The following is a 12,135-nucleotide window of genomic DNA, read 5'->3' as shown; positions in this document are numbered from 1 at the left end:
ACTAGAAAGGGGCAAGCTCAGCGAGCTTGCCCCTTTGCGGTCTAGCGGTATCGACTAGTCGATATTTGCGCCGCGCTTGACCTGTGGCTTTGGCAGGCGCAATTTGCGGAACTGCATTCCACGCATTGCCGCGTACATGCGTACGCCCTTTTCCATGTGGCCGAACTTGGCGACCAGGCGCTTCTTCAAGAGGATGGTCGTCACAATTGCTTCGATGATGATCAGTGCGATAACAACCCAGAGGGCTGCCTGCACAAACATCTGGATCTGCAGGTTGCGCTGGAACACCAGCGAGACAACCAAGAAGGCCAGGATGATGAACATCATGAACTCGCCGAACATCCAGCGAGAGTCAATGAAGTTACGGGTGTAGCGCTTCTGCTCACCCTTGTCGCGTGGCATCAGGTAGCGTTCATCGCCAGTTTCGTTGGCTAAGCGCAAACGATTCTGCGCTTCAACACGCTGTTGACGCTGGGCTTCCTTAGCGGCCTTGCGATCGGTAGGAACCAACGGGCGCTGACGGTTCGCCTGCTGCGCATTGCGCTTGGGCGTTGGACCAGTCTTGCGGCCGTCGGTTGTTTCCGGGGCCTGCTGGGCAGACTCCACATTTACGGGGGATTGAGGTTCATCCTTCTTACGTCCAAACACCCCTCTATTCTAGCCGGAAATAGTTAGCGGCGTGACATTCGATACGCGAGGAATTGCTAGGCTGAAGGCATGACCGAAAATACTACCTTCGACGCTGTTGCAAGCGGCGTCGATATTGCCGCGCTAAAAAGCCACATCGAAACGAACTTCGAGAAGATCCTCGAAGAGCTCACTTCCCTGGTCGCGATCCCGAGCATCGCATGGGAATCCTTCGACCCGCAGAACCTGGAAAAATCGGCTGCGGCAGTGGCCGAATTGGCCAAGTCGGCCGGGATGGAGACCGTGGAAATCCTGCGCGAGCCTGCGCAGAACGGCGCTATGGGCGCACCTGCCGTGGTAGCCCAGCGCAAGGCGGCACCCGGAAAGCCAACCGTGCTGCTGTATGCACACCACGACGTCCAGCCTCCGGGCAACGAGGCGGACTGGAAAACCCCGGTATTCGAAGCCACGAAGGTAGGGGACCGGCTGTTCGGCCGCGGTGCCGCTGACGACAAGGCCGGCATCATGGTCCACATCGCGGCGATGCGCGCCGTGCTGGACCTCATTGGCGATTTCGGCGTCGGCGTGACCTACTTCTTCGAGGGGGAGGAGGAAGCCGGATCCCCATCATTCCGCAACTTCCTCGAAGCCCATCAGGACAAGTTGGCAGCAGATGTGATCGTAGTTGCCGACTCGTCCAACTGGTCGGTTGGAACCCCAGCACTGACCAGCTCGCTGCGCGGCATGTGCGCAGCGGAGATCACCGTCCGCTCGTTGAACCATGCAGTTCACTCGGGCATGTTTGGCGGACCAGTTCTCGATGGCCCGATCCTCGCCGCCAAGTTGATCTCCAGCTTCCACAACGAGAACGGTTCTGTTGCGGTGGCCGGCCTGGTTGCCAACGACATCGCTGAAGTCGACTTCGACGAAGCCGAATTCCGCAGGGACTCCGGCGTTCTGGAATCCTTCCAGCTTGCCGGCACCGGCAAGATCACCGACCGCTTGTGGAATAAACCAGCACTGAGCGTGATTGGAATGGATATCCCGAGTGTCGACCACTCGTCGAATACCTTGCTGCCGGCAACGCGTTTCAAGGTATCGATGCGCCTGGCCCCAGGGCAGAATCCTGCAGATGCGCTCAAGGCCCTTGAAGCACACGTCAAAAGCGTTGACCTTCGCGGCGCCGAGGTTGAATTTGTCGCCACCGAAGCAGGCAACGCCTACAAGGCGAACCTGGACGCTTCGGCAAATGACACCGCGCGCTGGGCGCTTGAACAAGCTTGGGGCGTTGTACCAGTGAATATGGGCCTGGGTGGATCAATTCCATTCATCGCAGATTTACTGGAAGTTTTCCCGAAGGCGCAGATCCTGGTCACCGGTGTCGAGGATCCCGATTCGCGTGCGCACTCGGCCAACGAGTCGCTGCATCTAGGCGACTTCCAGCACGCAATTGAGGCTGAAGCCCTCATGCTGGCGAGGATCAACGCCAAGGGACTATGAACCGTGTCATACGGAGAGACGCAGGGGAAGAATTCTTCAGCGTAGCGACGTAGGATAGAAGCAAGAACAGAGGTGCCGGTTCCAGTAACAAATCTGGAGCTTGGTGCCGCATCGAGCAGTATGGGAGGAAAATCATGACTGCATCTGTTGACCAGACCAAGGGCGATCCAACTGAGGTGCCAACCCATGAGGTGGAGATTTCCGACGTGGCGGCGGACAAGGTTCGCTCGCTTCTGGAACAGGAAGGCCGGGATGATCTTCGTCTCCGCATCGCCGTGCAGCCAGGTGGCTGCTCGGGCCTTATCTACCAGCTTTACTTCGATGAGCGCATGCTCGACGGCGACGCGGTACGCAACTTCGATGGCGTTGAGGTCATCGTTGACAAGATGAGCGTCCCGTACCTCGCTGGCGCGTCCATTGATTTCGAGGACACCATCTCGAAGCAGGGCTTCACCATCGACAACCCGGCCGCATCGGGTTCCTGCGCCTGTGGAGATTCCTTCCACTAGGCCGTAGGGAACAAACGCCGCTGTTCAAACGTTGAAGAAATTTCTCGTTAGCACAGCGGCGTTTTTCGGCATTCTGACCCCAAAGAGGGTAAGCTCTACATTAAGTAGTAAAACTATGTTTCCCTTCGTGAGCCACCTCACCGTGCAACTCGTTTAAACCACGAGGTGACTTATGAAGACCACATTCTGCACCAACAAAGAGGAAGGGCCGTCTGTGAGTTCGCAAGACCGAACCGGCAGTCGCGGGTCCGCTAAAGCCAAAGTACTGGCTTTAGTCGGCACTGGCGCATTGCTGTTGACGGGATGTACAGCGGAGGCAAAACGCGGTTGGCTCCCAAACGTGGAGCGCGACACCACCAACCACACCGGGGCAATCCAGGATTTCTGGGTTAACTCGTGGATCGCTGTTATTGTCGTCGGCGTATTGACCTGGGGATTGATGCTCTGGTGCGTCATCGCCTACCGCCGCCGCAAGAACGATACGGGTTACCCGCGTCAGCTGAGCTACAACCTGCCATTGGAGATCTTCTACACGGCCATTCCTTTGGTCCTTGTTCTAGTCTTCTTTAGCTTCAACAACACCCTGGAAAAGCAGATCAACGCCCCTGTTGATTCTGAGGTCGTAGTCGATGTCCGAGCCAAGCAATGGTCTTGGGACTTCAACTACAGCTACCAGGGCACCGAGAAGTATTACGCCGGCGAACAGGCTCACCTGAACACCGATGGCTCGGAAGGCGTTCGCGAAGAACTGCCAACCCTGTACCTGCCAGCGGGCAAGTCGGTAACCCTTGAGCTGAATAGCCGCGATGTCATCCACTCCTTCTGGGTACCAGCCTTCTTGCAGAAGCTGGACATGATCCCAGGCAAGACCAACTACATCTACCTGACTCCACAGGTTGAAGGCAGCTACGACGGAAAGTGCGCCGAGCTTTGCGGCGAGTACCACTCCGAGATGCTCTTCAACGTCGAGGTTGTCAATGAGTCCGAGTTCAAGGCTCAGCTGGCAAAGATGGAAGATGGACATATTGGTGAAGAGTACGACCGTAAGCCAGATGTTGTTAACGGCGTCGTAGTAGAGCACGGGGAAGGAGAGTAATCATGACAACGTTTGAATATGCAACTGACGACGTGAAGTCGATTGCTCCAGCCGTAGTGCCGAAGTCCAAGGGTCGTCTGTTCGTCGACTACATTACTTCGACCGACCACAAGAAGATCGGGTACATGTACCTGATCAGCTCGTTCATCCTGTTCTGTGTCGGTGGCGTTATGGCGCTGCTGATTCGTGCAGAGCTGTTCGAACCAGGCATGCAGATCCTGCAGACCAAGGAACAGTACAACCAGCTGTTCACCATGCACGGCACTGTCATGCTCTTGATGTTCGCAACCCCGCTGTTCGCAGGTTTCGCCAACGTCATGATGCCCCTGCAGATCGGTTCCCCGGATGTGGCCTTCCCACGTCTGAATGCATTGGCTTTCTGGTTCTTCTCGCTGGGCTCGCTGATCGCTCTGGCCGGCTACCTCACCCCCCAGGGTGCAGCTAGCTTCGGTTGGTTCGCTTACGCTCCGCTGTCGAACACCACCTTCTCGCCAGGAATCGGCGGAGACCTCTGGGTCTTCGGCCTTGCACTGTCGGGCTTCGGTACCATCCTAGGCGCCGTCAACTTCATTACCACGATCATCTGCCTGCGTGCACCTGGCATGACCATGTGGCGCATGTCGATCTTCTCGTGGAACACCTTGATCACCTCGTTGCTGGTCCTGATGGCTTTCCCGCCACTGGCAGCTGCGCTGTTCGCACTGGGTGCAGACCGCCGCTTCGGTGCCCACATCTTCGATCCAGAGAATGGCGGTGCCGTACTATGGCAGCACCTGTTCTGGTTCTTCGGGCACCCTGAGGTCTACATCATTGCTTTGCCGTTCTTCGGCATCGTCTCCGAGATCTTCCCAGTGTTCTCCCGCAAGCCGATCTTCGGCTACAAGGGCCTGGTCTTCGCGACCATCTCGATTGCTGCACTGTCGGTTTCCGTGTGGGCACACCACATGTACGTCACTGGCTCGGTAATGCTGCCGTTCTTCGGCTTCATGACCATGCTGATCGCAGTTCCAACCGGTGTGAAGTTCTTCAACTGGATCGGAACCCTGTGGCGCGGCTCGATCACCTTCGAAACCCCAATGCTCTGGAGCATGGGCTTCATGATCACCTTCCTGTTCGGCGGTCTGACCGGTATTATCCTGTCGGCTCCGTCGCTGGACTTCCACGTATCGGATACCTACTTCGTTGTGGCTCACTTCCACTACGTAGTCTTCGGTACCGTTGTGTTCGCGATGTTCGCTGGCTTCTACTTCTGGTGGCCGAAGTGGACCGGCAAGATGCTCAACGAGCGTCTTGGCAAGATTCACTTCTGGTTGCTGTTCATCGGCTTCCACGGCACCTTCCTGATCCAGCACTGGCTGGGCGTTATGGGCATGCCACGTCGCTACGCCGACTACATGCCTGAAGATGGCTTCACCACCATGAACCAGGTTTCGACCGTCTTCGCATTCATTCTGGGTGCGTCGATGATTCCATTCTTCTGGAACGTGTGGGTAACCCACCGAAACGCCAAGAAGGTCGAAGTAGATGATCCATGGGGCTTCGGCGCATCGCTGGAATGGGCAACTTCTTGCCCTCCACCACGCCACAACTTCCACTCGATCCCTCGCATCCGTTCCGAGCGTCCGGCACTGGATCTGCACCACCCGGAACTGAGTGGACGGGTAACCCCCGAAACTCCGGTTGCGAAGATCTTCGGCTCGGCTGACCAGAAGGACGTGTAACGATGAAAGTTGAATCCTGGATTTTCCTGGGTGGCGTCTTCTTCTTCACCCCAGTAGCGATTGTCTACGGTTACATGACCAACTGGAGCGAATGGGTCGGATTCCTGGCATTGCTGATGCTGGTCGCATTGTCCGCGATGGTAGGTGGCTACTTGCTATTCACCGCTAAGCGCGTTGGCAACAGGCCCGAGGACCGCGTGGATGGCGAAATCCACGAGAACGCCGGCGATATCGGAATGTTCTCCCCATGGAGCTGGTGGCCACTGGTCCTGGCTTCGGCTGCAGCGATTGGCTTCCTTGGCCTCGCTGTGGGCTGGTGGGTCTTCTTCATCGGCGCCGGTTTGGCCGTCGTTGGCGTGACCGGCTGGGTTTACGAATACAGCCGTGGCGATCACGCTCACTAGGCAGTAACCCTAACGGGACGACAAGCAATTTTGCTTGTCGTCCCGTTAGTCTTTTAATAGGGGTTCCTCGATGGAGATAGGCCGTCAGGATATTTGGATCAAGGAGAAGCAGCATGCGCCACGCACCGCAGCCACATGTCCAGGCGCACCTTGATCCGGCCAGCCGGCAAAGCAAGTACCGGCAAATCCGAGAGATTCTCAAGACCCATGCACGCGAGGCCTGCAAACCCGGCTACAAGCTTCCGCCCGAACGCGTGCTGGCAGAGCACTTCGGCGTGGCCCGCAAGACCATCCGCCAAGCCATCGATGCCTTAGTGGATGAACAAGTGCTCAAACGCGTGGTGGGAATCGGCACGTTCGTCGTGCCCGAAAAATTGGACCTTCGTGTCCGCCTGCATTCCTACTCCGAAGATATGATGCGCCGCGGCATGGTTCCCGATGCCCATGTACTCGAATTCGCGGAGATTAAAGCCAGCGCCACCTTGGCTTCGCAGCTGATGGTGGAGGAGGGTACTGCCGTAGTCCAGTTCAAGCGCCTGCTGCTGGCCGATGGCACCCCCATGAGCCTGGACGAGAACTATATGCCTGCCGATCTCGTGCCTGGCTTTGTGGATGGCGAGCCGCCGTCAAAGCTCTATCAGGCATTGCACGAGCGCTATGGCATCTTGCTCGAATGGGGTGAGGACCAGGTGGAAAGCACTGCGGCGAGCAAGCGGCAAGCCGTGCTCCTGGGCGTAGAACCAGGCTTCCCGCTCCTGCAGATCACCCGGTATGCCTACATCGGCGATCGGCTAGCCGACTACTCGGTCTCGCTCTACCGCTCAGACCGCTACAAGCTCTTCGTGCCGTTGCAGCGAGTGGGCACACGCACGCCTCGCTACACCGATACTTTCTAGGCCTGGCCTGGCCAGGCGGCCGGCTGCTTCGATTCCAACGCGCAAGTGCCAAGCACCCCCGTCAACCATGCCCAAGGATGCCATATCTGCCGTTCAAAATGGTTCCGGGCATCAACTACTGAATAAGCACTCCCGCAGCCTGGTCCGCCGGTATGGAGCTATAGCAGGAGCAAGCAGGTCTCCCGCACACGGAAGAAGATCGCGGCGCAAGCTCAAAGCCGCTTCAAGGCAGCAGGACATGGAATGTCGACGGAAGTTGAAAAGTGGACACTCCAGCCGCCCTGTCCAGTGGGAAACCAGCCACACTGGTGCGATAGGCCGTAGCGAAGATCCAATATATCCCTAGATCACACAGTCCTGGTTGCAGCGAGATTCTGCCATCCGGTCGATGCGTCCAGAGTTATTCCGTCATCCAATTCAAACGATTCTGAAGCAGGACTGGAGGGCATGGTGCCTGCCGGGCATTCTTTCTGGCAGGGGAGCTGCATTGGAAGAACGCCCTGGCCATCGGCTCGACCATGCCGAGAGCCAAAACGGGAGTCGAAACTGCTGCATCCGAAGTCTTGGCGAACGTGATTGCGCAACTGAGCTCGTCCCCAGTCTGGAGAGCCTTCGCTGGAAAGACAAATGCACTGAGCAGCTCTCCGCTCCGGTTCGGCCCGGGACGATTCCGGGCAGCTGCACCTGTCGCAACTGGCAATGGCGTGCCGCATTCGATTCCAGCCAATCCGGAATGGCTGCACTGCAGGCCGGCAGTAGCATTCAGCCCCGAACGGCATTTCCGACTGAAGTGCCAAACAGGATGGCCAATTCTTCTCCGCACTGGGGAGCGCAGCTCGATACGCGGCTAGGGGAGCAGTATCGGACTTTCCACCCTGAGCACCCAGCAGTGCCAGATGCCGTTCTAAGCCACTGGAATCTCGATGGGCGTCCACCATGCGTCTTCGGAGCGCTCACCGGCGCTAGGCTCACTGGGACCCCTGGGAAGGCCGGGGTAACGAAAGGAGGGACACACCTTGCGGTGTGTCCCTCCTTTTGTGACTAACTCAGGTCGCTATTACTTGGCGATCGAGTCCTGCGTGTCACCCTCAACCTCATGGTGGCCGTGGGCTGCATGAGCAGCTTCCAGCTCCGATGGGGTTACCGGGGCGACGCGATCTTCGAAGAAGAACTTCGAGATTGCTGCACGACGCTTCTCCGAACCGGAGACGTGTCCTGCTGCGTCAGGCTGAGCCGGGATGTACTGGCGATCAACGTAGTTGGTCAGCAGGTAACGCTTGTAGACGTCGACTTCCTCGTGCTTCTCCGAGAAGCCGCCCTCAGGCGACATCTGGATGATGCCAGCTTCGCGGCCATGCAGGACGATCTCGCGATCCTTGCGCTGCAGCGACAGGCAGATACGGCGAGTCAACCAGAAGGCGAAGATTGGGCCCAGGAAGAACAGCGTACGCAGCCAGTAGGTGACATCGTTCAGCGACACGTGGAAGTGGGTCGCGATCAAGTCCGAGGAAGCAGCAGCCCACATGACGCAGTAGAAGACTACGCCGGCAGCGCCCACTGCGGTTCGGAATGGAGCGTTGCGTGGACGGTCGAGCAGGTGGTGCTCGCGGTTGTCCTTGGTGATCCAGCGTTCGATCCACGGCCATGCGAACATCACTGCAAACAGTGCGCCTGCAGGAACCAGTGCTGGCAGCAGTACCGACATCACCAGGGTGTTATCGCCCCATGGGAATGGAATGATCCATTCGAAGCTGAAGTTGCCCAGGTAACCTGGCATCAAGCGCAGCGCGCCATCGACGAAACCGATGTACCAGTCCGGCTGGGTACCAGCCGAAACAGGGGATGGGTCATATGGACCGTAGTTCCATACCGGGTTGATCTGGAACAGGCCAGCAATGAATGCCACGATGCCGAAGACGATGAAGAAGAATCCACCGGCCTTGGCTGCGTATACCGGACCAACCGGGAAGCCAACAACGTTGTCGTTGGTGCGGCCTGGGCCAGGGTACTGGGTGTGCTTGTGGGTCACGACCATGAACAGGTGCACAACGATCAGCAAGATAATGACCGCAGGAACAATCATGATGTGCAACGAGTACAGTCGCGGAATCACGGTATCGCCAGGGAACTCGCCGCCGAAGAAGAACATCGACAGGTAGGTGCCGACGATCGGCAGTGCCTTCATGACGCCATCGATAATGCGCAGGCCGTTACCGGACAGCAGATCATCAGGCAGGGAGTAGCCGGTGAAGCCGGCAGCAAGACCCATGATCAGCAGCACGCCGCCGACAACCCAGTTCAGTTCACGTGGGCGACGGAATGCGCCGGTGAAGAATACGCGCAGCATGTGCACGGACAGGGAAGCGACGAACAGCAGTGCCGACCAGTGGTGTACCTGTCGCATGAACAGGCCGCCGCGCACGTCGAAGGAGATATCCATGGTCGATGCCATAGCCGTCGACATGCCGATACCCTTCATCGGTACGTACGAGCCGTCGTAGACGACGTGAGCCATCGACGGATCGAAGAAGAAGGTCAGGAAGGTGCCCGAGAGCAGCAGCAGTACGAAGGTGTACATTGCCACTTCGCCGAACATGAACGACCAGTGGTCCGGGAAGATCTTGCGACCGAATTCCTTGACCATGCCCGAAGCGCCGACGCGGGAATCCACGAAGTTGGCGATGCGACCGGTAGCGGTCGATGCCTGGTATTCGTTAGTTGTCGTCATGATTAACCACGCTCCCAGTAGGACGGGCCAACTGGTTCGTGGAAGTCACTCTGAGCTACCAGGTAGCCCTCGGAGTCCACGGTAATTGGCAGCTGTGGCAGTGCGTGGCCAGCTGGGCCGAAGATGACCTTGCATTCCTGCGTCAGGTCGAAGGTCGACTGGTGGCAAGGGCACAGCAAGTGGTGGGTGTGCTGCTCGTACAAGGCAATCGGGCAACCCACGTGGGTGCAAATCTTGGAGTATGCGACGATGCCGTCGACGTTCCAGGTTTCGCGTCCCTCGGAGATCTGCATTTCTGCTGGATCCATGCGCATCAGCAGAACGACGGCCTTGGCCTTTTCGTTCAGCGGGTGCTCGGTCTCGTTGAGGCCTTCTGGGATCACGTGGAATGCGGAACCGATCTGCACATCCGAAGCCTTGATCGGGGTACCGGATGGGTCGCGGGTCAGACGGATGCCCTTGTCCCACATGGTGTGGCGCAGGGAATCGATCATCTCGTTCGCGGTGTTACCGGTGCGATCCAGGTCGCGGAACATGAAGATTGCTGGGATTGGCGCCAAGGCGATGGCACCGATCAGGGTATTGCGGATCAGCGGACGACGCTTGATGCCGGACTCTTCGAGCACGGTATCGATGATTTCGACGGCATCCTGGCGATCTTCTTCCGAGCGGATCTCGTGGCGCATTTCCATGAGCTCGTGATCCGGCATCAGGGTCTTGGCCCAGTGAACAATACCCACACCGATACCGAGCATCGCGAAAGCGGTGCCCAGTCCCAGTGCAGCGTTCTGCACACGCAGTTCAGCGAAGGTCATCTCGCCCAGGTGGCCCAGGACGAAGTAGGCCACGAAGAAGAAGAGCGTGCCGATGATGGAGATGGTAAATAGGAGCGCTACTTGACGCTCATGTCGCTTGGCTGCGCGCGGATCGCGGTCTGCGAGACGCGGACGATGGGGTGGTAAGCCCGGATCTGGGAATCGATCCTGAGCTACATCGTCAGCCTTAGCAACGGTGCCCGAGTTTTCGGGACTGCCGTGACTATGGTCGCCCATGTTTCTCTCTCATCCTTCTGTTAGGAATTTATGTACGTAGTGATGGTTACGGCCGAGGCCGCGGGTTTGCCTTAGGAAGGACGCGAGGTCAACCAAATGGTGAAGGCAATGATGATACCCAGACCTGCGGTCCAGGTGAACAGGCCTTCAGCAACTGGACCCAGGGAGCCCAGGGCTGCACCGCCAGCGGAACCATTTGCTTCAATGGTCTTCAGGAAGGTGATAACGTCACGCTTCTCTTCTGGGGTGATGTTCGAGTCGTTGAACACTGGCATGTTCTGTGGGCCGGTAGCCATCGCTTCGTAGATGTGCTTCTCGGATACACCGGTCAGGGTTGGTGCGAACTTGCCGCGGGTCAACGCGCCACCGGCAGCAGCCGCGTTGTGGCACATTGCGCAGTTCACACGGAAGACGGTGCCACCGTGGGCGGCGTCGCCCTGGGTGGTATCCAAGTATTCCTCATCAGGGATCGCTGGGCCTGCACCCAGGCTTGCAACATACGCTGCCAGCTGGGAGATCTGCTCGTCGTCGAACTGTACTGGCTTGACCTGGGCCTGCGGGCCCTGCATCTGCATCGGCATACGGCCGGTGCCGACCTGGAAGTCAACAGAAGCCGCGCCAACGCCGATCAGCGATGGACCGGAGTCAGAGCCTTCGGCATTCATGCCGTGGCAAGTAGCGCAGTTGGCGACGAAAAGCTTCTGACCTTCTTCTACATCGGCCTGCGATGCAGAAGTGGTCTCAGCTGCCTTCGCTTCGCTGATGTTACCGGCTGCAGTGTAAAGACTGCCGGTAATCAGCAATCCGAACAGAAGCAGGGCCACAGCGGCGAGCGGGTGGCGGCGCTTTTTCGAAAGAGCCTTCACTTGCTGGTTCCTCACTTAGTTTCTTTGGTGTGGTGTTGCCGTACTTCTTGTTGAGGCAACTAATGAATTTAAGTTGCTACTTCAAGAAGTAGATGATCGCGAACAGGGCGATCCAAACAACGTCAACGAAGTGCCAGTAGTAGGACACGACGATGGAGCCGGTTGCTTCGAAGTGACCAAACTTCTTAGCCAGCATCGCACGACCAATGATCAGCAAGAATGCAATCAGACCACCAGCGACGTGAATGCCGTGGAAGCCGGTCGTAATGTAGAAGGCCGAAGCGTAGGAGTTCGAGTCGAATGCCACGCCCTCGCTAACGAGGACAGCGTATTCGTAGGCCTGAACCGAAACGAAGATCGCGCCAAGGATGAAGGTAAGAATGAACCATTCAATCATTCCCCATTCCTTGAAGTTGAAAAGCCCACCGGAACGGCGAGGCTTGAATTCTTCGGCACGGAACACGCCTAGCTGGCACGAGAACGAGCTGGACACCAGGATGATGGTGTTAACCAGCGCGAACGGTACGTTGAGCTTGGCAGTTTCAGTCGCCCATAGTTCGGGCGCGGCAGCCCGGAGGCTGAAGTACATGGCGAAGAGGGCGGCGAAGAACATGAGCTCGCTGGAGAGCCACACCATCGTTCCCACCGACACCATGTTTGGGCGGTTCGGCGCATGTGGCGCCGTCGTATTTGGGGCATGAGTCGCAGTTGTCACACTGACATTATGTCTCTAAAT

11 protein-coding genes are annotated in these 12,135 nt (G+C 57.8%); 6 read left to right on the top strand and 5 right to left on the bottom strand.

What is annotated here, in order from left to right; all coding sequences use genetic code 11:
- Nucleotides 1-54: 54 nt before the first annotated feature.
- The gene (locus tag ACIP6G_RS05600) at nucleotides 55-648 is read right to left on the bottom strand and encodes a DUF3043 domain-containing protein (protein ID WP_105658342.1); all 594 of its coding nucleotides are present in this window, start codon (nucleotides 646-648) and stop codon (nucleotides 55-57) included.
- Nucleotides 649-717: 69 nt separating this feature from the next.
- Between ACIP6G_RS05600 and ACIP6G_RS05595 the strand changes: the two genes are divergently transcribed.
- The 6 genes from ACIP6G_RS05595 to ACIP6G_RS05570 all read left to right on the top strand — a co-directional run bounded on the left by ACIP6G_RS05595 (nucleotide 718) and on the right by ACIP6G_RS05570 (nucleotide 6,753).
- The gene (locus ACIP6G_RS05595) at nucleotides 718-2,127 is read left to right on the top strand and encodes a dipeptidase (protein ID WP_400289066.1); all 1,410 of its coding nucleotides are present in this window, start codon (nucleotides 718-720) and stop codon (nucleotides 2,125-2,127) included.
- 134 nt (nucleotides 2,128-2,261) lie between these two features.
- Complete coding sequence (locus ACIP6G_RS05590) at nucleotides 2,262-2,636, top strand: iron-sulfur cluster assembly accessory protein (RefSeq protein ID WP_105658344.1); 375 nt, start codon at nucleotides 2,262-2,264, stop codon at nucleotides 2,634-2,636.
- Between the two features lie 172 nt (nucleotides 2,637-2,808).
- Nucleotides 2,809-3,732 (top strand): cytochrome c oxidase subunit II, encoded by a 924-nt coding sequence (gene coxB, locus ACIP6G_RS05585; protein ID WP_286134304.1) that lies wholly within the window; start codon nucleotides 2,809-2,811, stop codon nucleotides 3,730-3,732.
- Nucleotides 3,733-3,734: 2 nt separating this feature from the next.
- The gene (ctaD, locus tag ACIP6G_RS05580) at nucleotides 3,735-5,453 is read left to right on the top strand and encodes a cytochrome c oxidase subunit I (protein WP_105658346.1); all 1,719 of its coding nucleotides are present in this window, start codon (nucleotides 3,735-3,737) and stop codon (nucleotides 5,451-5,453) included.
- Between the two features lie 2 nt (nucleotides 5,454-5,455).
- The gene (locus tag ACIP6G_RS05575) at nucleotides 5,456-5,857 is read left to right on the top strand and encodes a cytochrome c oxidase subunit 4 (RefSeq protein ID WP_105658347.1); all 402 of its coding nucleotides are present in this window, start codon (nucleotides 5,456-5,458) and stop codon (nucleotides 5,855-5,857) included.
- A 113-nt stretch (nucleotides 5,858-5,970) separates the two neighbouring features.
- Nucleotides 5,971-6,753, top strand: coding sequence for a GntR family transcriptional regulator (locus ACIP6G_RS05570; protein WP_105658348.1), 783 nt, complete (start codon nucleotides 5,971-5,973; stop codon nucleotides 6,751-6,753).
- A gap of 1,057 nt (nucleotides 6,754-7,810) precedes the next feature.
- On the opposite strand, the gene ACIP6G_RS05565 is transcribed toward ACIP6G_RS05570, so the two are convergent.
- The 4 genes from ACIP6G_RS05565 to ACIP6G_RS05550 all read right to left on the bottom strand — a co-directional run bounded on the left by ACIP6G_RS05565 (nucleotide 7,811) and on the right by ACIP6G_RS05550 (nucleotide 12,114).
- The gene (locus ACIP6G_RS05565) at nucleotides 7,811-9,481 is read right to left on the bottom strand and encodes a ubiquinol-cytochrome c reductase cytochrome b subunit (protein WP_105658350.1); all 1,671 of its coding nucleotides are present in this window, start codon (nucleotides 9,479-9,481) and stop codon (nucleotides 7,811-7,813) included.
- 2 nt (nucleotides 9,482-9,483) lie between these two features.
- The gene (locus tag ACIP6G_RS05560; protein ID WP_105658351.1) at nucleotides 9,484-10,533 is read right to left on the bottom strand and encodes a ubiquinol-cytochrome c reductase iron-sulfur subunit; all 1,050 of its coding nucleotides are present in this window, start codon (nucleotides 10,531-10,533) and stop codon (nucleotides 9,484-9,486) included.
- 71 nt (nucleotides 10,534-10,604) lie between these two features.
- Nucleotides 10,605-11,399, bottom strand: a complete 795-nt coding sequence (locus tag ACIP6G_RS05555) for a cytochrome c (protein WP_105658352.1) — start codon at nucleotides 11,397-11,399, stop codon at nucleotides 10,605-10,607.
- 76 nt (nucleotides 11,400-11,475) lie between these two features.
- Complete coding sequence (locus ACIP6G_RS05550; protein ID WP_105658353.1) at nucleotides 11,476-12,114, bottom strand: heme-copper oxidase subunit III; 639 nt, start codon at nucleotides 12,112-12,114, stop codon at nucleotides 11,476-11,478.
- Nucleotides 12,115-12,135: the final 21 nt, after the last annotated feature.

The sequence above is a fragment of the Glutamicibacter sp. NPDC088483 genome (assembly GCF_044753145.1).
Lineage (GTDB): Bacteria > Actinomycetota > Actinomycetes > Actinomycetales > Micrococcaceae > Glutamicibacter.
This window is presented reverse-complemented; position numbering and strand designations above follow the sequence as displayed.

Bases quoted from the DNA above. Each gene is read 5' to 3' on its own strand.
- ACIP6G_RS05560 (WP_105658351.1), bottom strand. From the start codon at position 10,533: ATGGGCGACCATAGTCACGGCAGTCCCGAAAACTCGGGCACCGTTGCT.
- ctaD (WP_105658346.1), top strand. From the start codon at position 3,735: ATGACAACGTTTGAATATGCAACTGACGACGTGAAGTCGATTGCTCCA.
- ACIP6G_RS05570 (WP_105658348.1), top strand. From the start codon at position 5,971: ATGCGCCACGCACCGCAGCCACATGTCCAGGCGCACCTTGATCCGGCC.
- ACIP6G_RS05590 (WP_105658344.1), top strand. From the start codon at position 2,262: ATGACTGCATCTGTTGACCAGACCAAGGGCGATCCAACTGAGGTGCCA.
- coxB (WP_286134304.1), top strand. From the start codon at position 2,809: ATGAAGACCACATTCTGCACCAACAAAGAGGAAGGGCCGTCTGTGAGT.
- ACIP6G_RS05575 (WP_105658347.1), top strand. From the start codon at position 5,456: ATGAAAGTTGAATCCTGGATTTTCCTGGGTGGCGTCTTCTTCTTCACC.
- ACIP6G_RS05565 (WP_105658350.1), bottom strand. From the start codon at position 9,481: ATGACGACAACTAACGAATACCAGGCATCGACCGCTACCGGTCGCATC.
- ACIP6G_RS05595 (WP_400289066.1), top strand. From the start codon at position 718: ATGACCGAAAATACTACCTTCGACGCTGTTGCAAGCGGCGTCGATATT.